At 58.1% G+C, this 26,257-nt stretch carries 26 protein-coding genes and 1 riboswitch; of the genes, 12 read left to right on the forward strand and 14 right to left on the reverse strand.

The genetic code is table 11. From position 1 onward, the window contains the following. Nucleotides 1-43: 43 nt before the first annotated feature. Nucleotides 44-1,621: a 5-guanidino-2-oxopentanoate decarboxylase gene (locus GOV38_RS04150; RefSeq protein ID WP_171207719.1), complete on the reverse strand. Its 1,578-nt coding sequence runs from the start codon at nt 1,619-1,621 to the stop codon at nt 44-46. Then, nucleotides 1,621-3,069: a TrkH family potassium uptake protein gene (locus GOV38_RS04155; RefSeq protein ID WP_171098369.1), complete on the reverse strand. Its 1,449-nt coding sequence runs from the start codon at nt 3,067-3,069 to the stop codon at nt 1,621-1,623. Before GOV38_RS04155 ends, GOV38_RS04150 begins: the two co-directional genes overlap by 1 nt. Before the next feature lie 191 nt (nt 3,070-3,260). On the opposite strand from GOV38_RS04155, the gene GOV38_RS04160 reads away from it, so the two are divergent. Continuing rightward, nucleotides 3,261-3,455: a hypothetical protein gene (locus tag GOV38_RS04160; RefSeq protein ID WP_171207720.1), complete on the forward strand. Its 195-nt coding sequence runs from the start codon at nt 3,261-3,263 to the stop codon at nt 3,453-3,455. 72 nt (nt 3,456-3,527) lie between these two features. Continuing rightward, nucleotides 3,528-3,896: a hypothetical protein gene (locus GOV38_RS04165; RefSeq protein ID WP_171207721.1), complete on the forward strand. Its 369-nt coding sequence runs from the start codon at nt 3,528-3,530 to the stop codon at nt 3,894-3,896. A gap of 410 nt (nt 3,897-4,306) precedes the next feature. Here GOV38_RS04165 and folE2 read toward each other — a convergent pair whose 3' ends face one another. Next, on the reverse strand, nt 4,307-5,410 hold the full coding sequence (gene folE2, locus GOV38_RS04170) for a GTP cyclohydrolase FolE2 (protein ID WP_171207722.1): 1,104 nt from the start codon (nt 5,408-5,410) through the stop codon (nt 4,307-4,309). Nucleotides 5,411-5,597: 187 nt separating this feature from the next. Continuing rightward, entirely contained in the window at nt 5,598-6,788 is a 1,191-nt protein-coding gene (gene metZ, locus GOV38_RS04175; protein WP_171207723.1) for an O-succinylhomoserine sulfhydrylase, read from the reverse strand. 63 nt (nt 6,789-6,851) lie between these two features. Then, a riboswitch (SAM riboswitch) is annotated at nt 6,852-6,929 on the reverse strand. Nucleotides 6,930-7,060: 131 nt separating this feature from the next. On the opposite strand from metZ, the gene GOV38_RS04180 reads away from it, so the two are divergent. Next, nucleotides 7,061-8,122: an alpha/beta hydrolase gene (locus GOV38_RS04180; RefSeq protein ID WP_254430435.1), complete on the forward strand. Its 1,062-nt coding sequence runs from the start codon at nt 7,061-7,063 to the stop codon at nt 8,120-8,122. Beyond that, nucleotides 8,019-8,708 (forward strand): glutathione S-transferase N-terminal domain-containing protein, encoded by a 690-nt coding sequence (locus tag GOV38_RS04185; protein ID WP_171207724.1) that lies wholly within the window; start codon nt 8,019-8,021, stop codon nt 8,706-8,708. Before GOV38_RS04180 ends, GOV38_RS04185 begins: the two co-directional genes overlap by 104 nt. Nucleotides 8,709-8,743: 35 nt before the next feature. On the opposite strand, the gene GOV38_RS04190 is transcribed toward GOV38_RS04185, so the two are convergent. Then, nucleotides 8,744-9,517 carry a hypothetical protein gene (locus GOV38_RS04190; RefSeq protein WP_171207725.1) on the reverse strand — a complete coding sequence of 258 codons (774 nt, stop codon included), beginning with the start codon at nt 9,515-9,517 and terminating at the stop codon, nt 8,744-8,746. Between the two features lie 277 nt (nt 9,518-9,794). Beyond that, on the reverse strand, nt 9,795-10,703 hold the full coding sequence (locus GOV38_RS04195) for a DMT family transporter (RefSeq protein WP_171207726.1): 909 nt from the start codon (nt 10,701-10,703) through the stop codon (nt 9,795-9,797). 323 nt (nt 10,704-11,026) lie between these two features. Here GOV38_RS04195 and GOV38_RS04200 point away from each other — a divergent pair, with 323 nt between their 5' ends. Further along, a complete protein-coding gene (locus GOV38_RS04200; protein WP_171098350.1) occupies nt 11,027-11,350 on the forward strand; it encodes a 2Fe-2S iron-sulfur cluster-binding protein in 324 nt (107 codons plus the stop codon). After that, nucleotides 11,350-12,123 carry a VCBS repeat-containing protein gene (locus GOV38_RS04205; RefSeq protein WP_171207727.1) on the forward strand — a complete coding sequence of 258 codons (774 nt, stop codon included), beginning with the start codon at nt 11,350-11,352 and terminating at the stop codon, nt 12,121-12,123. The genes GOV38_RS04200 and GOV38_RS04205 overlap by 1 nt, the downstream gene beginning before the upstream one ends. A gap of 105 nt (nt 12,124-12,228) precedes the next feature. Here the strand turns inward: GOV38_RS04205 and purD are convergent, their stop codons facing one another. Beyond that, entirely contained in the window at nt 12,229-13,491 is a 1,263-nt protein-coding gene (purD, locus tag GOV38_RS04210; RefSeq protein WP_171207728.1) for a phosphoribosylamine--glycine ligase, read from the reverse strand. Between the two features lie 75 nt (nt 13,492-13,566). Between purD and xseA the strand changes: the two genes are divergently transcribed. Beyond that, nucleotides 13,567-15,051, forward strand: coding sequence for an exodeoxyribonuclease VII large subunit (gene xseA / locus GOV38_RS04215; protein WP_171207729.1), 1,485 nt, complete (start codon nt 13,567-13,569; stop codon nt 15,049-15,051). A gap of 3 nt (nt 15,052-15,054) precedes the next feature. Next, nucleotides 15,055-15,696: a glutathione S-transferase family protein gene (locus tag GOV38_RS04220; protein WP_171207730.1), complete on the forward strand. Its 642-nt coding sequence runs from the start codon at nt 15,055-15,057 to the stop codon at nt 15,694-15,696. On the opposite strand, the gene GOV38_RS04225 is transcribed toward GOV38_RS04220, so the two are convergent. After that, the gene (locus GOV38_RS04225) at nt 15,697-16,092 is read right to left on the reverse strand and encodes a hypothetical protein (protein WP_171207731.1); all 396 of its coding nucleotides are present in this window, start codon (nt 16,090-16,092) and stop codon (nt 15,697-15,699) included. A 176-nt stretch (nt 16,093-16,268) separates the two neighbouring features. Between GOV38_RS04225 and ftsY the strand changes: the two genes are divergently transcribed. The 4 genes from ftsY to GOV38_RS04245 all read left to right on the forward strand — a co-directional run bounded on the left by ftsY (nt 16,269) and on the right by GOV38_RS04245 (nt 19,758). Continuing rightward, nucleotides 16,269-17,375 carry a signal recognition particle-docking protein FtsY gene (ftsY, locus tag GOV38_RS04230; protein WP_171207732.1) on the forward strand — a complete coding sequence of 369 codons (1,107 nt, stop codon included), beginning with the start codon at nt 16,269-16,271 and terminating at the stop codon, nt 17,373-17,375. Nucleotides 17,376-17,458: 83 nt separating this feature from the next. Beyond that, nucleotides 17,459-18,361 (forward strand): EamA family transporter, encoded by a 903-nt coding sequence (locus GOV38_RS04235; protein WP_171128908.1) that lies wholly within the window; start codon nt 17,459-17,461, stop codon nt 18,359-18,361. Nucleotides 18,362-18,378: 17 nt separating this feature from the next. Next, complete coding sequence (locus tag GOV38_RS04240) at nt 18,379-19,005, forward strand: inner membrane-spanning protein YciB (RefSeq protein WP_171207733.1); 627 nt, start codon at nt 18,379-18,381, stop codon at nt 19,003-19,005. A gap of 84 nt (nt 19,006-19,089) precedes the next feature. Further along, nucleotides 19,090-19,758 (forward strand): Crp/Fnr family transcriptional regulator, encoded by a 669-nt coding sequence (locus GOV38_RS04245; protein WP_171098334.1) that lies wholly within the window; start codon nt 19,090-19,092, stop codon nt 19,756-19,758. 234 nt (nt 19,759-19,992) lie between these two features. Here GOV38_RS04245 and GOV38_RS04250 read toward each other — a convergent pair whose 3' ends face one another. The 6 genes from GOV38_RS04250 to rpiA form a co-directional block, all read right to left on the reverse strand. After that, nucleotides 19,993-21,444 (reverse strand): Do family serine endopeptidase, encoded by a 1,452-nt coding sequence (locus GOV38_RS04250; protein WP_171207940.1) that lies wholly within the window; start codon nt 21,442-21,444, stop codon nt 19,993-19,995. Nucleotides 21,445-21,616: 172 nt separating this feature from the next. Beyond that, entirely contained in the window at nt 21,617-21,811 is a 195-nt protein-coding gene (locus GOV38_RS04255; protein WP_171098330.1) for a DUF2065 domain-containing protein, read from the reverse strand. After that, a complete protein-coding gene (hflC, locus tag GOV38_RS04260; protein WP_171128905.1) occupies nt 21,811-22,689 on the reverse strand; it encodes a protease modulator HflC in 879 nt (292 codons plus the stop codon). The genes GOV38_RS04255 and hflC overlap by 1 nt, the downstream gene beginning before the upstream one ends. Then, a complete protein-coding gene (gene hflK / locus GOV38_RS04265) occupies nt 22,689-23,834 on the reverse strand; it encodes an FtsH protease activity modulator HflK (RefSeq protein WP_171098326.1) in 1,146 nt (381 codons plus the stop codon). Before hflK ends, hflC begins: the two co-directional genes overlap by 1 nt. Nucleotides 23,835-23,906: 72 nt before the next feature. Beyond that, entirely contained in the window at nt 23,907-25,265 is a 1,359-nt protein-coding gene (gor, locus tag GOV38_RS04270) for a glutathione-disulfide reductase (protein WP_171207734.1), read from the reverse strand. 125 nt (nt 25,266-25,390) lie between these two features. Continuing rightward, nucleotides 25,391-26,176, reverse strand: a complete 786-nt coding sequence (gene rpiA / locus GOV38_RS04275) for a ribose-5-phosphate isomerase RpiA (protein WP_171207735.1) — start codon at nt 26,174-26,176, stop codon at nt 25,391-25,393. Nucleotides 26,177-26,257: the final 81 nt, after the last annotated feature.

Genomic DNA, 26,257 nt, shown 5'->3' on the forward strand with positions numbered 1-26,257 from the left:
TCTGAGTAATTTGGGGCGCTGCAAAAGATTGCGGCGCCCTTTTTTATCCCAGAATGTCCGGCGTCACATGGATCAATGTGGGCACGGGCGCGTCGAACGCAGAACGGACCTGTGTTTGAAGTGCGGCGAGGTCCGTCGGTCGTGCCGACAGCGCACCATAGGCTTCGGCAAGCTTTCCGAAATCCGGGTTGCGCGCGATGACCGCGTTGGGAGCAATCTGGCTGCGCACCATGCTGTCTTCGATCTCTTTCAGCTTGCCGTTGTCCCACAGGATGATTGGCAACGAGAGTCCAAGTTCCACCGCCGTGCCAAGCTCTTGCAGCGTGTATTGAAAGCCATAGTCCCCGGCGATAACCGCCGTTGGCTTTCCCCGCCGCGCAACTGCGCCACCGATGCCAGCGGGCAGCGCATAGCCCAGTGTTCCGAAACCGGTCGGATGGTGCCAGTGATACGGGACAGCCATGTCCCAGACCTCTTTGGCGACATAAGCGAACTGCGTCATGTCGGAATAGATCATTGTGTCGGCGGGCATTGCTTCGCGCAGGGCATCGATAACTGGCACGATCCCCGGACGCTCTGCATCGACCTCAGCGCGCCAGCGCGCGCGGGCGTCGGCGACCTCATCCGTACTCCAGCCAGTGGAGGGTTTTGCCTGATCCGCCACGGCCCACAACGCATGGGCAAAGCTTTCCGCATCCGCTTGCAGCTTGATCGTTGCGCGATGGCGGTCAGACAGCACTTCGGGATCCAGATCAACGCGCACCAATTGCGCGGTATGGCCCAACGCGTCGCGCCACAAGTCAACTTCGGCCAGTTCTGTGCCGACGGCGACCACCAGATCCGCAGATGCAATCACCTCGGCACTGCCCGGTCGCGGCAGCATCGCACCAAAATCCAGCGGGTAATTTGACCCAACCAGCCCTCGACCCGCGTATGTGGTGAAACAGGCTGCGCCCAGCTGGGTCAGGATCTGACGCCACAGGTTCGACTTTGCACCGCCCCCCAAAATGAACAAGGGCCTCTGCGCAATGTTCAGCATCGAAAGAACCGGAGCGAGATCCGGCGGTAAGACCTGCACCCTCAGCGCATCCTGGTTGGGAAACGGAGCGGCTTCTGCGTCGGCCTCAAGCTGAGCGATCGGCACCTGGATATGCTTGGGACGTGGGCGCGACAGGGCAAATTCCTCGAATGCCCGTTCAACCAACCCATAGGCCGCTGCCGCACTTTCCGCCTGAGAGGACCAATCGGCCACCGTTCCGGCAGCGGCACGTTGATCCTTCATCTGATGCAACTGCCCGCGCGTGGCCTGTGTTTCATCCAGACAAGAGGACAAAACCAACATCGGTACCGAATCCGAATAGGCCTGCCCCATCGGCGTCATGATATTGCAAAGGCCAGGCCCGGTGATCACATAGGCGACACCCGGCTTACCTGTGGCCCGTGCATAGCCATCGGCCATGAAGCCCGCGCCCTGCTCGTGCCGCGCAAGTACATGAGTGATCCCGGCCTCTTCGATACCGCGATACATCTCCTGATTATGTACACCGGGAATACCAAATATCACCTCGACCCCACGATCCCGCAGCATATGCGAGATTTGCGCCCCCAAGGGTTTCTTCATCAAGCTCTCCAGAATTGAACAGTAAAGATTGCATAGACGGCCAGCAGTTCCAGCCGCCCGACCAGCATACCGATGGTCAGCAGCCACTTGGCCGTATCGTTGAGCCCCGCGAAATTGCCTGCTGGGCCGATCTGGCTGCCCAGCCCCGGCCCCACATTGGCCAAAGCGGTCGCGGCACCCGAGACCGAGGTGATAAAGTCGAGCCCCGTCAGAGCAAGAGCCCAAGACAGCGCACCCATGGACAGCACGAAGAACATGAAAAAGCTCATGACCGAGGTCAGAACATCCCGGCTGATCTTGCGCCCGTCATAGGTGGGGACAAACACGCCATGAGGCGACCGGATGCGGTTGATCTGGGTTTTGATCGAGGCAAACAGCAGCTGATAGCGGAAGACTTTGATCGAACAGGCGGTTGATCCCGCGCAACCTCCGATCAACCCGATCAGAAAGAACAGCATCACCGGGAAACTGCCCCAGAGCATATAGTCGACGCTGGCATAGCCCGTGCCAGAGATGATCGAGGTGATGTTGAACAGCGATTCGCGCACCGCTTGTTCCCAATGATGCGGAAAGACCGAGGTCAGGAACACCGACATCACAATGACCAGCACAAGAATCGTGGCAAGAAAGGCTCGTATCTGGCTGTCTTTCCACAAGGAACTGGTGCTGCCATTGGCCAGTTGCACGTACCGGACAAAGGGCAGCGCCGCCAGGATCATGAAGACCGACGCCGCGTATTCCATGGGTCCCGAGAAAGTTGCAAAGGAACTGTCATAGTTCGAAAACCCGCCCGTGGCGATTGTGGTCATCGCATGCACAACCGCATCGAAAAAGCCCATGCCAAAACCGGCATAGACAAACGCGCATACAACCGTGAGGAACACGTAGATCAACGAGATTTGCCCGGCGATTTCCTGCGCACGCGGCAGGATTTTCCCCATGGTCTCGAACCCTTCCGAGCGGAAGATCTGCATGCCACCGACGCGCAGTTCAGGCAGAAAAACCATGGCAACAACAATGATACCGATGCCGCCCAGCCACTGCAGAAGTCCACGCCACAAGAGCAATCCCTGCGGGAGATCGTCCAAGCCGGAAATCACCGTCGAGCCTGTCGTAGTCAGGCCGGACATCGCTTCGAAATAGGCGTCGACAAACCGCAGTTCAGTGGCACCGTATAAAAACGGGATAGCACCAAACACCGGCAGCGCCACCCAGACGCCGGTCGTCAGCAAAAAGGTCTGGCGGATTGTCAGCCCCTCGCCCACTCCGTTTGCGCAACTCATAGCCATCACAACCCCGGTCAGGGTCGTGATGATTGCGCTTTCCAGAAACACATGCCATTCGCTCCGACCTTCGATCAGGTCTGCCACCATGGGCAGCAGCATGGTCACCCCAAGAATGGCGACCAGCAAGCCAATCACATATCCGACCGGGCGAAGATCCATCATGTCGGGCAGCGTTGGCGTGCCTGCCCGACCGTGTCAAGCGCTTGATCCCAAGTCAGTCCTGGGTTTTTGCAGATGTTGCTGGCATCGCCGGGGGCTTGGACGGGGCGCGTGTGCGGCGAACCGGAGGGTTTTCCTTCTGATCTAACGGCTTAACAGCCGCAGTTGACGCAGTCTCTGCCTTCGCGGGAGCCTTGGGCGCGGCTGCGGGCTTGGCCGTTGTGGTTTTGGCTTGCGTCCGCTTTGCAGGTGCTTTGGCCGGCGCTGTAGGCGCCGATGCCGCTTTTGCCGGGGTCGCTGCTTTTGCTGGAGCTTGGCTGGTCTTTGCCGGGGCCGTTTTTGCCGCAGTTGCTTTTGCTGTCGGCTTTGGTGCCTCTACCTTCGGCTGAGCTTTCACTGGTGCAGCTTTGGCTGTCGGCTTAGGCGCCTCTACCTTCGGCTGAGCTTTCGCTGGTGTAGCTTTGGCTGTCGGCTTTGGTGCCTCTGCCTTTGGCTGGGCTTTCACTGGTGCAGCTTTGGTTGTTGGCTTTGACGGTTCTGTGGTGCTGGACGCTTTGGCAGCAGGTGTCGGCTTTGGTTCGGCCGGTTTCGCAACAACGGGCTTGGCCCTGCTTGTCAGCGGGGTTCTAACTTTGGGTGCAGCTTGCTTAGGCTTAGCCACGGCTGCGGGCTTTGCCACCACTTTGGGTTTGGCCGGCGCGGCCTTTTTCGCCACCGGCTTTGGCTTGGTCGGCGCAGCTTTCTTGGCCACAGGTTTTGGTGCCGCTTTTTTTGCGACGGGTTTCGGGGCTGTCTTTGCGGGGGCCGAGGCTGCCGCATGCAAGGCATGAACCGGAGCCATAGGCAGCTCGATCGCCGAGCGCGCCATGACTTGCATGATCTTCATCTGGCTGACGACAGCATACCCGGCCACACGAATGGCTGCGGCCTGGAACTCAAGGGGTTGGGAAATCGGGTTCATCACATGTCTCTCCTGTGAAACTGAGGCAGCCGAGTAGTGAAGAATGGGATACGGACACCCCATTTATCGGGGCGGTTTCGCTCAGTCGCGGTCCTTGGCCTTGCACGTCCCGACGTCCTTTCAGGCTGCGGTGCGGCAAGATCTGATTGGTTGCGGCACCTGCTCTCTGTCGCAGCATACCGAACTTTCAGCCGCAGCGCAGCATTTCCCGCTGCACTGCGGCAAAAAGGCGCCCATCGCCCTTTTTTTCACCGGTTTCCAATCGGTTCGCGGATCAACTCATCCGACGTGGAACAGGGTCGAGAATAAACGTGGGTCCAGACTTGCAGTGTCGAAGGTGGGGCCTTCGGTCAGAATCGATACGGCATCATGGCTGTGCAGGCTTTCCTGATGGCTGGCCACAATGCGGAAATCGCCGACATGATGATCAGCCAGAAGTTCGGCACAGAACAGGCGGGCTGCATCCTCGACAAATATCGGATTGGCCGCGTTCAACTCGGCAAAGGCCTGTTCGTCCTCACGCTTGACCATGACTTGCGTCTCTGTCGGAACAGCGCGGCGGCACAAGGCAATCAGGTCCTCGAACCACAGACAATCCGCGTTGCAGTCGACCACAACGGAAATACGCGCCACAGAGCGCTGCGAATGTGGTGTGGCCAATTGTCCGCGTGTCGCGCGTGCATGTTCGCTCAGTTCCAGCGAACATGGGCAGGTCGAGGAGTAGACATAGTCCAGATGCATGATTTTCAGCCGCTCGCCACCGCGTTCAACCAGTTCCAGCGCGATGTCGTAATACTGATAGCCAGACAGACCCGACCGCAGGCTTTCGATACGCTCGGGGTAAGAAAACCGCATCTGAATCCGTGCATCCAGACTGTCGAGATCGGTCATATAATCGTCCAGCGCCGCTTCCATGACTTCAAAGCTGAACGTCCGCTCGGAATGCTTGTAGAAAGAGCGCATGATCCGGGACATGTTGATGCCCTTTTTCTCAGCCTCAAGGCTGACAGAACCCGTCACCGACGTCTCAAGCGTCAGATCACCACCTTCCTTGCGCTGAAACCGGATTGGCAGGCGGAAGTTCGATATACCCACATGCTGGATTTGCTGTTTGGCGCCTCGGATCAGGCTGGACGGCCCGTTTTGCAGGTCCGGCAGTGATGATTTGTATGCCGCATCCACAACAAAACCCTCGGGGTAATCACGCGAGAGAGTTGGATAGTTGTCTGGTACCGTTCCCGAGACCAAGCGCGCTACTGCAGGGTCCAATTGCGTGATCTCAGCCTCGGTTGCCGAGGCCGCCCATTTGCGCAAGACATCAAGCGCAGCAGCAGCTTCATCGTTATCGGGCGCGTTGCCCAGGTCAAGCGGGTGCAGGTTCATACGCAAGAGTTCCTTTGCTCACCGTCCGAATATAGACGGTATTGGAAGACATACCAGTATACTCTCATACGTGTGAAATAGCAGCCTGGATCGAAATCAACTGCAGAAATCCGCCACTTAGCGGGCGAAAACGTCATTTATCCAGAGCTTGGAACGGCTCGGGCAGTGTCCCCGCCCGAGCAAGTGCCTAGCGCTGAGATGCCGCCAGGGCCTGACGCAAGTCTGCCAGAAGATCATCTGCGTCTTCCAGACCAATAGACAGTCGGATCAGGCCCGGGGTGATGCCCAGCTCATCGCGCTGTTCTTCGCTGAGACGCTGATGGGTGGTCGTCGCCGGGTGGGTTGCGATGGATTTCGCGTCACCCAGATTGTTCGAGATCACCGGAATGGTCAAAGCGTTCAGGAACGCAAACGCCGCGTCCTTGCCACCCTTGATGTCCAGAGACAGAACCGTGCCGCCCTTGCCCCCCAGTTGATCCTGCACCAGTGCATTCTGAGGATGCGTCTTCAGGCCCGGGTAAAGCGTCCGCTCCAATGCATCGTGGCCGTCCAATGCTTCGGCGATCTTCTGGGCGCTGTCCGCTTGTGCATTCACACGCAACGCCATGGTTTCGATCCCCTTGACCATGATCCAAGCACTGAACGGGCTGAGCGCACCGCCGGTGTGTTTCATATAGGGCTCAACCGTGCCGCGAATAAACTCTTTGGTGCCAATGATGACACCACCCAGCGCACGCCCCTGCCCGTCGATATGTTTTGTGGCCGAATAGACGACCACATCAGCGCCCTGTTCGATGGCGCGCGAGAAGACCGGGGTTGAAAACACATTATCCACGATCACCGTGGCGCCCACCGCATGGGCCAGTTTGGACACGGATGCGATGTCGATCACCTCAAGCGTGGGGTTCGACATGGATTCGAAGAACACGGCCTTGGTGTCAGGCCGGATGGCGGCCTCCCAAGCGGCCAGATCTGTGCCTTCGACAAAGCTCACCTCAACGCCGAAACGCGTCAGGATGCTTTCCAGAATATAGAGGCAGGACCCGAACAGCGCCTTGGCCGACACCACATGGTCACCCGCCTTCAGCATCGAGGTCAGCGCCCCGTTCACCGCCGCCATGCCCGAGGCGGTAGCAAAGGCATCCTCGCCGCCCTCAAGCGCGGCGATGCGCTGTTCGAACATTGACACGGTGGGGTTGCCATAGCGGGCATAGATGAACTCATCCGGGCCGGTTTCGATGAACCGGGCCTCGGCCTGCTCGGCATTGTCATAGACAAAACCCTGCGTCAGAAAGATCGCCTCAGAGACCTCGTTATACTGACTGCGACGAATGCCACCATGGACGGCTTGCGTGCGTTTGTTCCAGCTCTCGCTCATGTCTTTCCTTTCAGCCTCGCTGTGGGAGGCAAACAAAAAACCCCAGACGCGGCCAAGCGAAAGGGGTCTTTCATCCTGACCTTTTAGCGGTGTTGTTTAGCGTGGCCCGCAATCCGGTAACAAATCGCCACGTGGTGCTTTGCCATTACGCCTCGGTCCGGGCTTCGTCAACCCCGACAGACCCATCGTCACGGTTCTGTAATCCATCGTTCACCGAAACGTCATAGCGTTATGAGAAATCGGCACCACAACATCTTGTGTGAGGCAGCGCCATGCCAATGATCAGGATCAATGCTGAGGGACCTCGTGCGGTTTTGCATCGCAGCTCGCGCCTTGTCGAAAGCGTCTTGCAGCAAACGCAGGATATCAGGGGCCCGGTCATCATCATGACCCATGGGTACAAATACAGGCCCGGCAATTCCGCAACCTGCCCGCACCGTCATATCCTGGCCCTACGTCCCCGCGCCTTGCCGGATTACAGCCCAAGCTGGCCTCAACATCTGGGTTTCGGCTCGGGCTTTACCGATGAAGGTCTGGCCGTTGCCTTCGGCTGGAATGCACGCGGCCCGCTTTGGACCGCGCAGCGCAGGGCGCAATCGGCCGGGCGGGTGCTTGCTGATGTGATCAATAAGCTGCACCGGCTCAACCCGGACCGCCCTATTCACTTCATCGGCCATTCGATGGGTGTAGAACTGGCTATCGAAGCACTGCACCACATTTCTCCGGGCGCATTGAAGCGCATCATCTCAATGACCGGTGCCACTTATCGCGCTCGGGTTTTGGCAGCCCTGGCCTTGGAAGCGGGGCGTCGATCAGAACTGATCAATATCACCAGCCGCGAGAACGATCTGTTTGACTTTCTGTATGAGCAACTGGTGCAACCTCCCCAACCTGGTGACCGCAGCGTTGGCGCGGGGATCGACGCTGAAAATGCAGTGACACTTCAGATCGACTGCAATACGACACTGGCGCATCTTTCGCATATGATCGCCCCATCGGTCACTCTCAGCGCCGCGTTTGCCATTGGTCCAGCTATACGCGGCCAGGTGCATTGCGGGTCTATAATGCCCTGTTGCGCGAACCACAGCGGCTGTCACTGGCCGCGCTGCGCCATGGCCTACCCAAAGCGCACGCGCATCGTTGGTCACGTCTTTTTGCCACTCCAAAGCCACGCGCCCTCTTGCCGTTTGCGCAGAAAGCCTCATGATCCCCTCAACCCAAGGAGCGCTCATGATCGACCTTTATTTCTGGCCCACGCCAAATGGTTGGAAAGCATCCATCGCTTTGGAAGAGATGGACCTGCCCTACACCACGCATCTGATCAACATCGGTAAAGGGGATCAGTTCGATCCCGAGTTTCTGAAAATCGCCCCCAACAACCGGATGCCAGCAATCGTGGACCATGACGGCCCAGATGGGGCGCCGGTATCGGTCTTTGAAAGCGGTGCGATCCTGATGTATCTCGCCCGCAAGAACGGGCGGTTTTATGGAACGACCGAGCGTGACCGGATCGCTGTCGAAGAATGGCTGATGTGGCAGATGGGCGGTGTCGGTCCAATGGCCGGGCAAGCGCATCACTTTCTGAAATACGCCCCGCAGCTGGATCCGCCGCAGGACCTGCCCTATGCCAAGGATCGCTACCGCTCGGAAGTGTCGCGCCTTTATGGCGTACTCGACCGGCGACTGGCAGACAATGAATATGTGGCGGGCGATTTCTATTCCATAGCGGATATTTCGATCTGGGGCTGGGCCAGCTTGTGGGAAGGTCAACAGCAGGTCTTGCACGACAAGCCGCATTTCGCGCGCTGGCTCGAGACGGTCAGTGCTCGCCCCGCCGTTCAGGCCGGTCGCGCATTGCACGCGGAATTGCGTGGAGATCACAGGGACAAACAATCCCAAAGCGTATTGTTCAAACGTTAGGAAGCGACTCTGGCCTTGCTGACCGGTTGAGCCCGCTAGATAGGTCCACTTCGGTTGTCGGGATGCGAGTTGTCGAACCGCTCGAAAAACCGGGCCAAGCCAACAAGCGGGCTTTGATACGGCACGTCAACCAAGGCGATGGAATCCTGCCCTGAAGCGCGGGCAAGGCGTCCGTAGATATGGTCGCCACCATAGTCCTGAAGCCAGAATCCGATATCTTCGAACAGGTTCCGTCGGCTCTTGATCGTACGCGTTTCGCACAAGCATTGACGACCGATTTGGCGCACGCGCGTGTGTTCGACATCCACCATGGGTTCACCGTCGATTTTGTAAACCACCGTTATCACTTGATGACTTTCACTCTCCTGTTCGATCTTGCACTTGTAAGACAATTCCTGAACATCGGAGTTATGGCTTACCGGGTCGACTGAATTGATGCGGGTGCATGCCCAGAACATCCCGTCGCTTTCCAGCGGTCCATAGTGGGTACGCCCGTTATCGGTGTTGGGGCTGGCCTTCAACGCTTTCATCGCGTCCTTTGCGGAGATTTCAAACCATATGCTTGAACGCCATTGCCGCACGCCAAATGGCAGCTCGATCAAAAGCGTAGGAAGCCAATTCAACCCCAACCAAAGGAACAGAGCCCCTAGCAATGTGCCAAGCGTGGTCCAAATCATCGCAAAACCGCGGCTGCGTTCAGACGCGATCTCGGGCAAATGCTCGATCACGGGCAAGAGCATGAGAACCAACCCCAGAACCATCGCCGTCGATATCGTTTCGACCCAGACTCGAGGATAGATAAGAACCATCGCAAAGATTACTACGGTACAAAATAGAGCGGCTGAGTAGATCAAAAAAGGATGGCTCAGCAGCGTCGAAGATCCGAAAATCCACCACCCCAAGGCCCATTGGGTGAAGAGCAAGACCAAACTGACAGTAATTAATCGCCTTAGTCGAAACAATCGATACAAATACTTGTTATTCATCAAAATATACCCAAACTTAACCTATAGCTGAACGATGAATCGGGCAAAATCAGGGCATTGAGTCGCGTGACTCGCGTGTTTTGCGTTCGGGCCGCTAAACTTAACGTGATCGCAGAGCGATAATGGTCCCGGCCAAGCCGATGCACACGATCCCCAGCACCTGCCACCCACCAACAGGCTGACCAAATGCAATCCATGCAAAAAGCGGCCCAAATATCATGACAGAGTATTCAAAAACCGAGACATAGCTTGGCTCGCTCAACTGATACGCCTTGATAATCATGAACACGGCGACAACCGACCCCACGGCTTGCAGTACGATCAAAGGGAGGGCCGGCCAGATCGGCCAAACCCAAGGTCGATTGAAAAACTGCACCTCATCTCCGCTCGAAACCTGAGGCCAGATCGACAAGGCGACCGAGCCCAAGGCCCCGATCGTTCCAAGCGTGATCCACATACCCGCCAGCAAGGCCACAGTGCTTTCACCGCGGCACAGGCTACGCGTTGTAATTGCACCCAAAGCATAGAAAAACCCAGCGCAAATGGGGATCAAGACGGTGACGTCAAAATCTCGGGGATCTGGCTGCAGCACCAGAACAATGCCTAGAAACCCAAGAAGGACCGCAAAAATGCGCCAGATCCCGATCCGCTGCCTCAGGGCTCCGACCGAAATCAACAATATGAAGATCGGCGACGTAAACAGCCCGGCCAGCGCTTCGGCAATTGGCATCATGGCCAGCGCGGTGAAGTAAAACAGCATCGAAGTCGCGACGAGCGCGCTGCGCAAGGCCACCGCCCAAAGACGCATTGGTTGCAACCGGCCCAACCCGATCAGCGACAGCGACAAGACCAGGGGTAGAGCAAACAAGGCACGCGTGAGGTGAAACTGCCAAAGCCCGACATGGCGCGCCAAAGGTGCAATGTAATTGTCGATCACCCCAATCACTGCCATGGCGGCAATCATGAGGCCTGCTGCAGCAAGCGAGTGATCTTGGGAAGACGCGGCCATTTGGGCTCCGATAGCAAGGTCAACGCCCGTTACCGGATGCTGAGCAAAATACAGGCACCGATTCTACATCGAAAATCAACACTGCAATTCAGAGCTTTTTCATCGGCTGAAACCGCAATCGAACACTATCGGACACGCAAGCCCTGACGCACAAACCCACTGACCTGCGACAGTGCGCGCACTCATGCAGCATCTTTGGAACACAAGCGGAACATTGGGAAAGAAATCCGGGCCATGCTGCAACGAGTGGCAAATCGGACTGGTCAGAGCGGAACGCCTTGATTAAACAGCTTTTCGAACATCGTAAAAGGAAGACGCACGCAATGGCAAAGATCACCTATGTCGAGCATGGCGGGACCGAACACACTGTCGAGGTCGCCAACGGACTGACCGTCATGGAAGGGGCCCGTGACAACAACATTCCCGGCATCGAAGCCGATTGCGGCGGCGCATGTGCCTGTTCGACCTGCCATGTCTACATTCATCCCGATTGGGTCGAAAAGCTTCCAGCAAAGGACGACATGGAAGAAGACATGCTGGACTTTGCCTTTGAACCCGATCCTGCCCGTTCGCGCCTGACATGCCAGATCAAGGTGACCGACGCGCTGGACGGTCTGGTTGTTCAGATGCCCGAAAAGCAAATCTGATGCGCCTTAAAGCGCCGCGCCTGCCCGTCCGCCTCTGGCACGACGGAGCCCGCGGCGCGTTGTTGGCGTTGTGTCTGTGGCTAACGGCAGCAGGAACCATTGCTGCAGCCGAAACGATCGTTGCAGCCCGCTACACAGAGCCCACAACGCGCTATGCGCATGGCGTTTTGGGCGACAACATCGAATTTGGTGCGCTTGAAATCACTGTCCAAAGTGATGCGCGACAATCCGGTGGGACGCAAACCGTTCTGACCATCAGATTGCCAAAGAATAGGGTGTTTGAGGATCTCGCCCCACGCCTCGCGGATGTCGATCTGGATGGCACCAACGAGGTCGTTGTCGTTGAGTCGCATCAAGACACCGGAGCGCAGCTGGCAATTTACAATGCAGCCGGTGAAAAATTCGCCGCCACGCCGCATATCGGCACCCGGTTTCGCTGGCTCGCACCGGTCGCAATTTTGGACCTGGACAGTAACGGCCATGTGGAAATCGCCTATATCGACCGTCCTCACCTGGCCAAAACACTGCGAATATGGCGCTTCATAGACGGCGGCCTGACCGAGATTGCAACCCTGCCCAATCTCACCAACCATCGCATCGGTGAAGATTTCATCAGTGGAGGTGTCAGGGATTGCGGGGCAAGCCCAGAGCTCATTGTCGCAAATGCAAACTGGTCGCGGCTGATCAGCGTGTCCTATCAAAACGGCTGGACACAATCCGATATCGGGCCCTTCAATGGCCCCGCAAGCTTCGACCAGGCCCTGAACTGCTGATCCGCCCCTTCATCTAGCCAAAAAAATCCTGGGGGTGAGGCCACAGGTCGAGGGGGCAAGGCCCCCTTCCTATAGAATCAAGTCGGGCGCAGCCCGGCTATTGGATCACAGCGCACGCCAGCCGATATCGCGGCGGAAAAACCCGTCTGGCCAGTCGATATCGTCCACCATCGCATAGGCCCGATCCCGCGCCTCTTGCAGCGTGTCGCCGCGCGCCGTGACGTTCAAAACCCGTCCTCCTGCGGCCACGATCTTGCCGTCAGCGTCTTTTGTACCGGCGTGAAACACCATGTTCATGCTGTCTTCACCCAGACCCTCCAACCCGTTGATCACTGTGCCCTTTTCATAGGACCCGGGATAACCCTTGGCGGCCATAACCACGGTCATGGCGTGATCGTCTGCCCAGTTTAACCGCGCCTCGGACAAGCGCCCTTCAGCAGCGGCATGCATCAGATCCAACACCTGAGCGCCCAAGCGCATCATTAGCACCTGACATTCCGGGTCGCCAAAGCGTACATTGTATTCCACCAGACGCGGCTGACCGTCCTTGATCATGAGACCGGCATAGAGAACCCCCTGAAACGGTGTACCTCGGCGCGCCATTTCGGCCATGGTCGGGCGCACGATCTCGTCCATGGCGCGGGCCTCGACCTCGGGGCTCAAAACCGGTGCGGGTGAATAGGCGCCCATGCCACCGGTGTTCAGACCGGTATCGCCCTCGCCCACGCGCTTGTGATCCTGCGCAGTGCCGATGGACAGGATATCCTCGCCATCACAGAGCACGAACAAAGACGCTTCTTCACCCTCCATGAACTCCTCAATGACCACCTCGGCGCCTGCACCGCCAAAGGCCCCGCCAAACATATCATCAATGGCGTCCAAAGCAGTCTGCTCATCCATGGCAACGATCACGCCCTTGCCTGCAGCCAGCCCATCGGCCTTGACCACAATCGGAGCACCCTGCTGGCGGATATAGGTTTTCGCAGGCTCAGCCTCGGTAAACCGCGCATACCCTGCGGTGGGTGCGCCGGATGCATCACAGACCTCTTTGGTGAAGCTCTTTGAGGCCTCCAACCGCGCGGCCTCTGCCGAAGGGCCAAACACCAGCACACCTGCGTCGCGCAAACGATCTGCGACCCCTGCGGCCAAAGGCGCCTCAGGCCCGACGATCACGAAATCAATTGCATTCTCTTCGGCAAAGCTGACCACGGCGCCACCGTCTTCGATGTCCAGCGCAGCACAATCCGAGATCTGCGCGATCCCGGCATTGCCCGGAGCCACGATCAGACGGTCGCATTTGGGGTTTTGCATCACCGCCCAGGCCAGGCTGTGTTCGCGCCCGCCGCTGCCGAGGATTAGGATATTCATGAATGCGCTCCGATCTGCTTGGCCTTGCCTGCGCGGCGTTCTAAGCTGGGTCAGCATTTGACACAAGGCGCTGAAATGTCCGACCTGCTTGATGACCCGCTTCCCGGCCAAAATACACCCGAATACAGCGTCTCTGACATCTCGGGTGAGGTAAAACGCACACTCGAGGGCACTTTCGGACGAATCCGCGTGCGTGGTGAGGTCGGGCGCGTGTTCAAGGCGCGCTCAGGGCATTTGTATTACGACATCAAGGATGATCGGAACGTGCTGGCCTGCACTACGTGGAAGGGTCAGATCTCGGGCTTGTCTGTGGTGCCGGAAGAAGGGCTGGAGGTTGTCGTAACAGGCCGCCTGACCGCCTTTGGGGCCCAGTCAAAATACAACATGAACGTTGATGAGGTTGCCGTCGCCGGCCAAGGCGCGCTGATGGCCTTGCTGGAAAAGCGCAAGAAGCAGCTAGAGTCAGAAGGTCTGTTCGCAGCCGAGCGCAAGAAAACCCTGCCTTATCTGCCGCAGATCATTGGTGTGGTGACCTCGCCTTCGGGCGCTGTGATCCGTGATATTTTGCACCGCTTGCGCGACCGCTTCCCGCGCAAGGTGCTGATCTGGCCCGTGGCTGTTCAAGGCGCGAACTGCGCCCCTGAAGTTGCCCGCGCCATTGACGGTTTCAACAAACTGACGCCGGGAGGCGCATTGCCGCGCCCTGATCTGATCATCGTCGCACGCGGGGGCGGTTCCATCGAGGACCTTTGGGGTTTCAACGAAGAGGTCGTCGCCCGCGCCGCCGCAGCGTCGGATATCCCGTTGATTTCAGCCGTTGGGCACGAGACGGATACAACGCTGATCGACTATGTCTCAGACCAGCGCGCGCCCACGCCCACGGCAGCCGCCGAGCTGGCCGTGCCGGTGCGCATGGAACTACTGGCCTGGACCGGTGAACAAGGTGCGCGCCTGTCGCGGGCAGCAACCGATGCGGTGCAACGCCGGGCTCAGCGATTGCGCGACCTCTCCCGCGCCTTGCCGCGCCCAGACAGCTTGTTGAACACCCCGCGCCAAAGGCTTGATCTGATTGCAGATCGCCTGACCCCAGCCCTGGATCGCGGCGTGCAGAACAGGCGTTTGCAAATGGTTAAGCTCTCGGCCCATCTGCGGCCCGCAACCCTGCGCAATCTGGTAACGACGCGCCAAGATGCGCTGCGCAATGTCTCGTCGCGCCTGTCGCTGCGCCCGATCCAGCGCGACATCGCCCAGCAAAAAGACAGCCTGACCCGCCTGACTGACCGGTTGAACACGGCACAATCCAACCGTCTGGACCGTTTGCACCAACAGCTTCAGGCCACTGACCGTCTGCGCGAAACGCTCAGCTACAAGGCGACGCTCGAACGTGGGTATGCGGTGGTTCGCGCTGAGGGCGGTGTGGTGACGACCAAGGCCCAAGCGTCGAAACAAAGCACGCTTGAGATCGAGTTCGCTGACGGCATTCTCAGCACAGGCACTGCTGCAAAACCCGCGCCCAAGAAACCCAAACCTGACGCGCCTGATCAGGGCAGCCTGTTCTAAGCGATGCTTACGATCTGGGGGCGCAAAACATCGTCAAACGTGCAGGCCCTGATGTGGTGCGTGGGCGAGTTGGGACTGCCCTATCACAGGCATGATCTGGGGCATCATTTTGGCGGGTTGGATACGCCCGAGTTTCTGGCGCTCAATCCCAATGGAACCATCCCGGTTCTGCAGGACGATGACGGGCCCGTTCTTTGGGAAACCGGTGCAATCTTGCGATATCTCGCCAGCGTCCATGCTCAGGACAGCTTTTGGCCGACGGATAACGCGCGCCGCGCCCAGATCGACAAATGGGCCGAATGGGCCAAGCTGAATGTGGCAATGGCGTTCACTGTCCCTGTCTTTTGGCACGTTGTGCGCACACCGCCTGATCAGCAAGACGCTCTGGCCCTTGCCCAAGCTCTTCGCAACCTGCACGACAAACTGGCTATTGCCGATGCACAGCTTGCACAAAACAAATGGTTGGCGGGTGAGGAATTTTCGCTTGCCGACATACAGTTAGGTCACGTTCTTTACCGGTATTACGATATCGACATCCCGCGCCTGCCACTCACCAATCTGCAAGCCTACTATCGCCGCCTCACCAAAAGGCGCGCCTATCAAACCCATGTCATGCTTGACTATGACGAACTGCGCGCGCACTGATCAAACGCCCACGTCGGGACCAAGGCAGACCATCTCTTCCCCGATATCTTCGGCCTCATAAAGCTCGGTAGCCTGCGGATCGCCTTCAAACTGCGCCAGCAACCCGCGCCCGGTTTCGGTGAACACCCAGCATTGCGGGTCCGATCGGTCTTCATAGACAAAGCAGATTTGACCTTGTTGCTCATACCAGATGCCTTCTTTGCACTGTCCGTCCAGAAACGACCAGATCACACGGCGGTTCGGCAAATAGCGTTCGACCCCATAGATCTGACCTTCAAACCCATAGAAAAGTGTCTTGCCCTGAGTATAGGCGTCAAACTCATCCGCGCTCAGCGGTGATTGGGCCGCAGCGGCCTGGGCGCAAATCAGCGCGGGAATCACTATACGTTTCAACATGCCTCCATCTTGGCAGAGCTAGCGCCGCCGCGCCATTCACGCTTGAGGCAAAACAGAACCCGTTTAGTGCGACCACCTGCCCCACAGTTATCGGGCATCCAATTGCATGCACCGGACCCTTTGCAACTGCTGCAAATCCGCATTAGGTGAGGGGAACACCTGCGGAGACTTGATAAATGGCATTTTTCTCAAAGCTGAAGGACAAGCTGTTCAAATCCTCATCCCGCCTGGAAGAGGGTCTGGATGCAATCGTCGAAGATGGCGGTGAGGAAACAGCCCCCGCGCCTGCAGAAACCGTCGACGTCGCCCCGGTCGCGCCACAAACGCAGCCCACACCAGCCGCAGCGCCCGATCCGGAACCCCAAGCTGCCGCCAAGGAACCAGCCGAGGAACCAAAGGGGTTGCTCAGCCGTCTGTTCTCCAAATCCGATGACCGCGCCGTTGTCCGGCGCACATTGGATGACGATATGCTGGAACAGCTCGAAGAGCTTCTGATTGCCTCGGATATGGGCGTCGACACCGCTCTGCGCGTCACCGCCAACATGGCCGAAGGCCGCTTTGGCCGCAAACTCTCAACACAGGAAATCAAACAATTGCTGGCGCAGGAAGTGGCTCGGGTGATGGAGCCTGTGGCCAAACCGATGCCGCTTTACCCCAAGCGGCCCCAAGTGGTTCTGGTTGTCGGCGTCAATGGATCCGGCAAAACCACCACCATCGGCAAGCTGGCGAGCCAATTTAAAGCAGCTGGCAAAAAGGTCGTAATTGCCGCCGGTGACACGTTCCGTGCCGCCGCTGTCGAACAGCTTCAGGTTTGGGGCGATCGGGCTGGTGTGCCAGTCCTGACCGCACCCGAGGGCTCGGACCCGGCCAGCCTTGCGTTTGACGCGCTCACGCGGGCGCAGAACGAAGGCGCGGATCTCTTGATGATCGATACCGCCGGCCGCCTGCAAAACCGCGCCGACCTGATGGAAGAGCTGGCCAAAATCGTCCGCGTCATCCGCAAGGTCGATGAAACAGCCCCGCACAATACGCTGCTGGTGCTGGATGCAACCACAGGCCAGAACGCGCTTAGCCAGGTCGAGACCTTTCAGAAGCTGGCTGATGTCTCGGGCCTTGTGATGACCAAGCTTGACGGCACCGCCAAAGGCGGCGTTCTGGTGGCGCTGGCTGACAAGTTCGGCCTGCCGATCCACGCCATCGGTGTCGGCGAACAGATCGATGATCTGGCCCCCTTCGACCCCGAAGAATTCGCCGCCGCCCTCACCGGCCTCGCCCAAGGCTGATCCGCCCCTTCATCTGGCCCCAAATTCCTCCGGGGGTCTGGGGATGGAAAACCCCCGGCCTCTCTCCCAGCGAAAGCCCTGATTTGAGCGATTGGCTAATCTCCCTCGAAGGTACTGAAGCGGGCCATCATCTGGCCCTTGCACTGGCACTCAGCGCCGCCTTCCTGCATGCCGCTTTTGGCGCGCTGCAAAAAGGCCGCCATGACCCGTGGTTATCGCGTGGCGCGATTGACGCCTGTTATGGGCTCATGGCAGCACCGTTTGCTTTTTTCGTGGTCCCTTGGCCCGAGCCCTATATGTGGCCGATCTTCGCTTTGGTCTGGCTGATCCATATCGCCTACAAAACTCTACAGGCACTGGCCTATACCAAGGGCTCCTATACGGTTGTCTACCCGGTGGTGCGCGGCACCGGGCCGCTGTTCACCGTCTTTGGTGCCTATCTTCTGTTTGGCGAGACCTTCAACGTTACCCAATGGCTGGGTGTCGCCACATTGATGGCGGGCATCTTCGGCCTGGCCGCGTATAACCTGCGTTATCTCGAAACGGACAGGGATACACTTGGCATCGCTCTGGTTCTTGCGGTGATCACCGGGCTGTTTGTGGCGCTTTACACCACCTATGACGCCTATGGCATTCGCGCGACCGCCGATCCCTTCACATTTCTGGCCTGGTTTTTCATGATCGACGGCGCGGCGATGCCGGTCTACGCTGCGCTCCGGTGGCGCGCCATGGTCAACCGCCCGGCCCTGGGTCCTCTTATGCTGCGCGGGTTGGTCGGAGGGATCATCGCACCGCTCTCTTTCGGCTCGATCATGCTGGCCACACGTCTCGACAAAGTGGGTGAAGCCGCCATCCTGCGCGAAACCTCAACCGTCTTTGCCGCCTTGATCGGATGGCTGGTTCTGAAAGAAACCGTTGGACCACGACGGATCGCCTTGATGGCATTGATTGCACTTGGCGCCGTAATAGTTGAAATGGGCGGGTAAGCAGCAGGAAGGCTCAGATGACCGACAAGAAAGACATCAACCCGTTTCTGAAACAGGTGCTGGAACTTGGGCCGCCACTGGCCTTTTTCTTCATCTACCTGCGCCTGCGCGACGATAGTTTCATGATCGGCGGCACCGAGTATTCCGGCTTTATCGTCGCCACGATCCTCTTTGTCCCCCTCATGCTGGCGGCGATGGGTGTATTGTGGTTCCTGACGGGCAAGCTCAGCCGCATGCAGATCTTCACTGCGTTCATGGTGCTGTTCTTTGGCGGACTGACCGCATGGTTCAATGACGAACGCTTCTTCAAGATGAAAACAACGCTCGTCTACGGCTTTTTCGCACTGATCCTCGGCATTGGCCTGCTGCAGAAGAAATCCTACCTAGCCTATGTGCTGGAAGACATGCTGCCGATGAAACACGAAGGCTGGATGATCCTGACCCGCCGCCTCTGCGCCTGTTTTGCCGTCTTGGCAGTCGCCAATGAGTTCGTCTGGCGGACGATGTCCACCGACCTTTGGGTCAAAATCGAAACCTTCGGCTTCCCGATCGCGTTGATGGCTTTCCTGATGCTGCAGTTCAGTATACTGCAACGGTTCATGGATGACCCGGAAGGTGAGAAAGCCCCACCGCGCAGCGAATAGCCGCGACAAATTCCTTGGCTTGGCGTCAAAGCTGTGGAAGGTTGAAGCACCACTGCCACCACTCAATCGGAGAATAGAGCGCCAATGATGGCCTTTCCCAACAGCGGCTTCCTTTCCGAAGCGTCAGAGGAACTGCGCGAGATGCTGACCGCGCAGGCAAAAGAAGTGTCCTTGGATCGCGGGGATATCCTGTTTGAACAGGGCGATGAAGGGGATGCACTTTATGCTATACTGGACGGCACGTTAGAGGTTTCGTTCCTTTCCATGAGTGGGCGAAAACTGTCTCTCAGCCTGATGCGTCCGGGCGAAGTTTTCGGCGAGATTGCCCTGTTTGACCAAGGCCCGCGCACTGCGACCGTCGCTGCTGCCGAACCATCGCGCGTGTTGCGCGTGTTTCATCGCGATGTCATGGCTCAGATCCGGCAAGAACCTGACCTTGCCGTCGATATGATCCGGCTGGCCGGAGCGCGGATGCGCCATATGGGGTTGCAGTTGAACGAACAGGTATTCTTGCCCATGCCCATCCGGTTGGCGCGGAAACTGTTGTATCTGGCCAACCAGCAGGACGATCCAAACGACCGCATCACCATGTCGCAAAGCGAATTGGCCGAATTTGTCGGGGCCACACGAGAAGCCGTTTCAAAAACGATCTCGACCTGGAAACGCAAGGATATGGTCGAGGCGACTCGCGGCGGCGTTCAGATCCATGATTTCGAAGCTCTGCGCGAATTGGCCGAGTCGGATCTGATGTAGCTTTTCGGCTTATGTGAACTTGTTCACAGACTCGACACAGTTCTGGGTTTAGCCGTTGTTTTGTTACCGTAGGAGGCTGATTTATCATCCCCGATATCTGTCCATCGGCCTCTCCCTGTACCAGAGCCATATGCCTTCCCCGGCATATGGCTTCTTTTTTGCGTGCGCGTTGAGAAAAAGAAAAGGCCGAGGACCATAGCCCCCGGCCTTGATACATTTTCAGTTTAGAGAGCGTCAGCTTGAAAGGCTCAGCGCGACAAAGCGCGGCTCACCGCCCCGCCGTACGAGCAAGAGCAGCGACTTGCGCCCCGCCTCGGTGGCTTCTTCCATGCGTGTTTCGAGGTCGGAAACCGAAGTGACCTTTTGCTGGCCTGCTTCTGTGATCAAATCCCCTGCCCGCAAGCCCTTGGAGTACGCCTCGGACGCTTCGTCTACATCCGTGACAACCAAGCCATCGGCATCAGCGGCCAGACCAAGCTCTTCCCGCAGAGTGTCCGTCAACGGAGAAATCGTCAGGCCCAGGAATTCGCTGTTTGCGCCTTCCTCTTCCTCTACTGCGGGCGCCTCTGCGGTTTCGGCACGTTCTGCGTCTTCCCGGCGTCCCAGCACCACCAGTACGGTTTGCGTGCCACCATCACGATGGACCACAACACGAACCGACTTCCCGACTGTGGTCTCACCGACCTGACGGACCAACCCACGGGTGTCTTCCACTTCGACACCGTCAAAGCTGACAATCACATCACCAGCCAACAGGCCCGCTTCCTTGGCAGGGCCATCCGGGACATCACTGATCAGCGCACCGCCGGGTTTTTCCAGGCCCATCGCCTCGGCCATGTCTTCGGTGACGTCCTGAATGCGCACGCCCAGCCAACCACGACGGGTTTCACCGAACTCACGCAGTTGGTCAACGACCTTGGTCACAACGTTCGACGCCATCGAAAAGCCGATCCCGATCGATCCGCCATTGGGCGACAGAATCGCGGTGTTCACACCGATCACCTCGCCGCTCATGTTAAACAACGGCCCACCCGAGTTGCCTCGGTTAATTGCAGCATCGGTCTGGATGTAGTCGTCATAAGATCCGCTGAGCGCCCGGTTGCGTGCCGAAACGATGCCAGCCGAGACCGAAAAGCCTTGCCCCAACGGGTTGCCCATCGCGATGACCCAATCGCCTACGCGCGCGGTGTCACTGTCACCGAACTGCACATATTGCAGCGGGCCCGAGGCCTCTACCTTCAACAGCGCGATATCCGTTTTTTCATCGGTGCCCACAACTTTGGCCACCAACTCCTTGACCGGTTGGCCATCGCCCGGGAAAAACTCGATCAGGATCTCATCGGCTTCGGCAATAACGTGATTATTGGTTACGATATAACCATCTTCCGAGATCACGAATCCTGACCCCAGCGCATTGCTGCGCCGTGGGCGGTCGCTGTCGCCACCTCCGTTGCGGTCTTGAAATTCACGGAAGAAATCTTCGAACGGAGAGCCTTCGGGAACGATACCTTGCGGGCCAGCCTGCCCTTCGATCAAGGTGCTTGTGGTGATGTTGACCACCGCCGGGCTGATCTGTTCTGCCAATGGCGCCAGGCTTTCCCCCCGCGCATGCGCGGCCAGAGCTTGCGCCATCACCAGCAGGATCGTAGCAAATCCCAACCATACCAACCGCATTTTCGTGACCATTTCGTCAGATCGTACCGCAAGACTGCGCGCATGTGCCTGCACCTGGGATCTCCTTATACCAACCCTAAATGTCCGCGTTTCGCGGCATGTGTTGGGAAACAATGTAGTCAGTTTGATCACGCCCGCAACTCGGGATCGCAGGGAATTCACTCAGCCGTGAAATTCCGACAGGTCAAAACCCGAACTGATAGGCGCCCCAAAGCAGGATCAGGCCTGAAACAACACATAAAAGTCCCATAAGGCGGCGCGCTTGTTCTGGAACCGAACGCAGCGCTTCCAACATGCGTTCGATAAGCGAAGGGGCCAGCGCATAGGCCAGCCCCTCGACAATCAGCACCAGCCCGAAAGCCAGCAGGATCATACCCATTACTGCGAGGCCTGCCCGGTCGGAGACTTCAGATAATTGAAGAACTCGGAATCTGGGCTCAGGACCATCGAGCTGTTGCCCCCTTGAAGGGCGCGCTCATAGGCAGACAGGGACCGATAGAACTCGAAGAATTCTGGGTCCTGACCGAAAGCTTCGGCAAAGATCGCGTTGCGTTCGGCATCCGCCTCACCGCGAATGATCTCGGCCTCACGGTTCGCGTCGGACACCAGTTCCACCACGGTACGGTCGGCCTGTGCGCGCACACGTTGCGCGGCTTCGTTACCACGGGCGCGCTCGTCCGTTGCCTCACGCTCACGTTCCGCCTTCATCCGGTCGAATGTGGCTTCAAGGTTGGCTTGTGGCAGGTCGGTTGCTTTCAAACGCACGTCGATCACGTTCACGCCCAGCGCCCGCGCTTCGGCAATCGCACTGTTCCGGATCCGCAGCATCAGGGCCGCACGATCCGAGCTGAGGATATCGCGGGACGAGACCGAACCCAGAACTTCGCGGGTTTCGGCGCGCAGAATGCGGTCAAGCCGGTCTTCGGCAACGGGTATGCCACCAACACCAACCGCTTGCCGGAACTGTTCCAGATCCGAAATCCGATAGCGTGCGAAGGCATCCACCACGAGACGGCGGTCATCCAGAGGTGTCACCTCCAATGGTTGCACGTCAATCGACAAAATGCGGTCGTCATAGCGGACTACTTCCTGAATAAGCGGGATCTTGAACGCAAGACCCGGCTCTTCTTTAACCGCGACAACACGACCGAATTGAAGGACCAGCGCACGCTCGCGTTCGTCCACGATAAAGATCGAAGACAGAAGACCGACGATCAGAACAACAATGACGGGAAGAATGAGAGTAGACTTACGCATCAGTTATTCTCCTGACCGGAATTGCGGCGCAGTTCGTTTAGCGGCAGATAGGGTACAACACCCTGGCTTTGGCCGCCCGAGTTTTCGTCAAGAATGATTTTGTCGACGTCACCCAACACCTGTTCCATCCGTTCCAGATACAAGCGCTTGCGCGTCACATCGGGCGCTTTGGTATACTCTTCCAAAACCGCGCTGAAACGGCTGGCTTCACCCTGCGCGCTGTTGATCTGCTGCGCGCGATAGGCTTCGGCCTCTTCCAACACCTGCGCGGCTTCACCACGGGCTTCGGCCAAAACGCGGTTGGCATAGGCATCGGCCACGTTCTGCAACCTGTCGCGTTCCTGAGCGGCAGCCTGAACGTCGCGGAAGGCGGCGATCACGTCCTGCGGCGGGTCTGCTTTGTCAAAGTTCACACGGACGATATTCACACCGGAATCATAGCTGTCCATGGTGGCTTGAATCAGTTCCTGCAAACGCTCGGCGATCACACCACGATCCCGGTTCAGGATCGGGGCCAGTTCGCTTTGCGCGATAATCTCGCGCATGGCCGATTCAGACACCGCGCGGATTGTCTGGCGCGGATCACGCAAGTTGAACAAGAACTTGGCGGGATCGTTGATGTTCCACACCACTTGATAGTCGATATCGACCACATTCTCGTCGCCGGTCAACATCAAGCCGTCGTCACGTCCGGTTGACCCGCCCATATCTTCGTTCTGTTCGCGCGTGACCGGGATCACCTCGGCGGTGATAAAGGGCCATGGGGCAAAGTTCAGGCCTGGGTTTCCAACCGCATAGAACTCGCCCAGAAACAGCTCGACCGACTGTTCTTCTGGCTTGACCGTGTAAAAACTGGCCAGCCCCCACAGCACAGCGGCTGCGACAGCGCCAATGGCAATCGTGCTTTTGGTAAAGGCCGGACCACCGCCGCCAGACCCTTTGCCGCCGCCGCCACGGCCCGAACCCCCGCGTCCGCCCATCAGCACACGCAGCTGTTCCTGACCTTTTTTCATCAGCTCATCGATCTCGGGGATCTGCGGGCCATCGCCTTCGGGTGGGCGTTGCCCGTTCCCGTTGTTACCCCGATTTCCTCCGCCGCCCGAGGAGCCTCCGCCCCCCCAGGGGCCGCCGCTGTTGCCCGCCATATGTATCATTTCCTTTGTCTAGGCCCGTGTGATCACGGAATTACTTGTAACTTGTGTGCGTCCGGTTGCAAATCAAGCCGTGCGCACAGGTTGCCGCATAGTGACCAGTTCTTCGGCCATGACCGGATGAACTGCAACCGTGCGGTCAAAATCCTCTTTGGTGGCGCCCATCTTGATGGCAATGCCGGCCAGCTGGATCATCTCCCCTGCGCCCGGAGCCACAATATGGCAGCCCAGAACCTTGCGGGTTGCCTTGCTGACCAGCAATTTCATCAAAACACGCTGGGTACCGCCCGCAAACGATTTTTGCATCGGCTTGAACGAGGTCGCATAGACCTCGATCGGTTCCTGCGCGGCCGCCTCTTCCTCGCTGAGCCCCACAGTGCCCATTTCAGGCTGGGTGAAGATCGCGGTTGGGATCAGCTCGTGATCCACAGGCGTCGGGTTGCCTTTGAAGACGGTTTCGACAAAGGCCATCCCTTCGCGGATGGCAACGGGGGTCAGGTTGACCCGATCCGTCACGTCACCAATTGCATAGATCGACGGCACGGCGGTCTGGCTGTATGCGTCCACGACGATCTCACCCTTACGGCCGCGTTCGACGCCCAAAGCTTCCAGCCCAAGGTTGTCAGCATTGGGTGCGCGGCCGGTGGCGTACATGACGACGTCAAACCGGTCTTCGGTCCCGTCAGTGGCCTTGACGCGGATCTGATCACCGTCTTTGGTCATCTCAAGTACATTCGTACCCAGACGCACATCGATCCCGTTCTGGCGCATTTCCTCACAAACCAACCCACGCGCCTCATCGTCAAATCCGCGCAAAATCTGCGCACCGCGGTAAAACTGGGTGGTTTTGACGCCCAACCCATTCATGATCCCGGCAAATTCACTGGCGATATAGCCACCACCGACAATCAGGATGCTGTCTGGCAGCTTGTCCAGATGAAAGACCTCATTTGACGTAATCGCCAGATCCGAGCCCGGAAAGTCTGGCACAACAGGACGCCCACCCGTGGCAATCAAAATATGCTTGGCGGTCTTGCGGGTGCCATCGGCCAGTTCAACTGTATGCGCATCCACCAGATGCGCGCGCTGGTCAAAGCTCTCGACACCGTTGTTTTTCAGGATATTGCGGTAAACGCCTTCCAGCCGGTCCAGCTCGGCCACCAATTTGCCGTGAAACGTATCCCAGTTGAACGCACCGGGCTGAATATCCCAGCCAAACGCCTGCGCGTCACCGACCATGCCGGAAAACTCGCTGGCAAACACCATCAGCTTTTTCGGCACGCAACCCCGGATTACGCAGGTACCGCCATAGCGATCTTCCTCGGCCAAAGCCACCTTTGCACCGGTCTCTCCTGCCGCGACACGTGCCGCACGGACCCCACCCGAGCCTCCACCGATGACAAAAAGATCATAGTCAAAGCTCATGCTGGGTTCCTTCTATCAGCTTGCCAAATACCGCAGGATATCTGGGCGTTATTTCCGGCCTGCCAACCCCTTGGCGCAAGAAAAGCGATTTTGCGTTCGAACTGTACCATCTCGGCCCGTGGGACTCAGTCCATCTCGTCCGAGAAGACGTTTTCTGTATTGTCTTGCGGCTGATCGGTCTGGACCGTGCCCGCATTGATATCGCGCAGCTCGACCCGGCCATCGCCAAAGCCGATCATGACCTTGTCACAGATATCGATGAACAACCCGTTCTCGACCACGCCCGGGATCTGGTTCAGGACCAATGCCATTTGCCGGACATTGCCGATCCGCTTGAGGTGCAGATCCAGAATATGGTTACCTTCGTCGGTGACGCGCGGAACTTCACCTGCCATGCGCAGGGTGACAGAAGTGCCCAGCACATCCATTGCATCCAGCGCTTCTTCGATCAGCGTCCGCGTAGTTTGCCAGCCAAAAGGGATAACCTCGACAGGCAAGGGAAAGGCACCCAGATTCTCAACCTCTTTTCCGGCATCAGCAATCACAACCATCTGGTCGCTTGCCGTTGCAACGATCTTTTCATGTAACAAAGCCGCGCCGCCGCCTTTGATCAGGTTCAGTTCGTCATCGAATTCGTCAGCGCCGTCGATTGTCAAATCCAGCCAGCGCGCCTGATCCAGTGAGACCACCTCGATCCCCACTTCGCGCGCCAACTGAGCTGTGGCACTTGAGGTCGGGACCGCCTTGATCTTCAAGCCACCCTGCCGAACCCGTTCGCCCAGGCGCCGCACCAGCCATTCGGCGGTCGAGCCCGTTCCCAAACCCACGCGCATTCCGTCTTCGACAAGTTCTGCAGCACGGTAAGCTGCAACCCGTTTGGCCCGTTCGATCGGTGTCATTTCTCCTACCATGAAAGCTTTCCTACACCCTCGTGTGAGGCTTATACGGAATGACCCCGACAACTGCGAGGGGCAATTCACGAAAACAAAGGA

The sequence above is a fragment of the Ruegeria sp. HKCCA5839 genome (assembly GCF_013035585.1).
GTDB lineage: Bacteria > Pseudomonadota > Alphaproteobacteria > Rhodobacterales > Rhodobacteraceae > Ruegeria.

Bases quoted from the DNA above. Each gene is read 5' to 3' on its own strand.
- GOV38_RS04150 (WP_171207719.1), bottom strand. From the start codon at position 1,621: ATGAAGAAACCCTTGGGGGCGCAAATCTCGCATATGCTGCGGGATCGT.
- GOV38_RS04155 (WP_171098369.1), bottom strand. From the start codon at position 3,069: ATGATGGATCTTCGCCCGGTCGGATATGTGATTGGCTTGCTGGTCGCC.
- folE2 (WP_171207722.1), bottom strand. From the start codon at position 5,410: ATGAACCTGCACCCGCTTGACCTGGGCAACGCGCCCGATAACGATGAA.
- metZ (WP_171207723.1), bottom strand. From the start codon at position 6,788: ATGAGCGAGAGCTGGAACAAACGCACGCAAGCCGTCCATGGTGGCATT.
- GOV38_RS04180 (WP_254430435.1), top strand. From the start codon at position 7,061: ATGCCAATGATCAGGATCAATGCTGAGGGACCTCGTGCGGTTTTGCAT.
- GOV38_RS04185 (WP_171207724.1), top strand. From the start codon at position 8,019: ATGATCGACCTTTATTTCTGGCCCACGCCAAATGGTTGGAAAGCATCC.
- GOV38_RS04190 (WP_171207725.1), bottom strand. From the start codon at position 9,517: ATGGTTCTTATCTATCCTCGAGTCTGGGTCGAAACGATATCGACGGCG.
- GOV38_RS04195 (WP_171207726.1), bottom strand. From the start codon at position 10,703: ATGGCCGCGTCTTCCCAAGATCACTCGCTTGCTGCAGCAGGCCTCATG.
- GOV38_RS04200 (WP_171098350.1), top strand. From the start codon at position 11,027: ATGGCAAAGATCACCTATGTCGAGCATGGCGGGACCGAACACACTGTC.
- GOV38_RS04205 (WP_171207727.1), top strand. From the start codon at position 11,350: ATGCGCCTTAAAGCGCCGCGCCTGCCCGTCCGCCTCTGGCACGACGGA.
- purD (WP_171207728.1), bottom strand. From the start codon at position 13,491: ATGAATATCCTAATCCTCGGCAGCGGCGGGCGCGAACACAGCCTGGCC.
- xseA (WP_171207729.1), top strand. From the start codon at position 13,567: ATGTCCGACCTGCTTGATGACCCGCTTCCCGGCCAAAATACACCCGAA.
- GOV38_RS04220 (WP_171207730.1), top strand. From the start codon at position 15,055: ATGCTTACGATCTGGGGGCGCAAAACATCGTCAAACGTGCAGGCCCTG.
- GOV38_RS04225 (WP_171207731.1), bottom strand. From the start codon at position 16,092: ATGTTGAAACGTATAGTGATTCCCGCGCTGATTTGCGCCCAGGCCGCT.
- ftsY (WP_171207732.1), top strand. From the start codon at position 16,269: ATGGCATTTTTCTCAAAGCTGAAGGACAAGCTGTTCAAATCCTCATCC.
- GOV38_RS04240 (WP_171207733.1), top strand. From the start codon at position 18,379: ATGACCGACAAGAAAGACATCAACCCGTTTCTGAAACAGGTGCTGGAA.
- GOV38_RS04245 (WP_171098334.1), top strand. From the start codon at position 19,090: ATGATGGCCTTTCCCAACAGCGGCTTCCTTTCCGAAGCGTCAGAGGAA.
- GOV38_RS04250 (WP_171207940.1), bottom strand. From the start codon at position 21,444: ATGGTCACGAAAATGCGGTTGGTATGGTTGGGATTTGCTACGATCCTG.
- GOV38_RS04255 (WP_171098330.1), bottom strand. From the start codon at position 21,811: ATGGGTATGATCCTGCTGGCTTTCGGGCTGGTGCTGATTGTCGAGGGG.
- hflC (WP_171128905.1), bottom strand. From the start codon at position 22,689: ATGCGTAAGTCTACTCTCATTCTTCCCGTCATTGTTGTTCTGATCGTC.
- hflK (WP_171098326.1), bottom strand. From the start codon at position 23,834: ATGGCGGGCAACAGCGGCGGCCCCTGGGGGGGCGGAGGCTCCTCGGGC.
- gor (WP_171207734.1), bottom strand. From the start codon at position 25,265: ATGAGCTTTGACTATGATCTTTTTGTCATCGGTGGAGGCTCGGGTGGG.
- rpiA (WP_171207735.1), bottom strand. From the start codon at position 26,176: ATGGTAGGAGAAATGACACCGATCGAACGGGCCAAACGGGTTGCAGCT.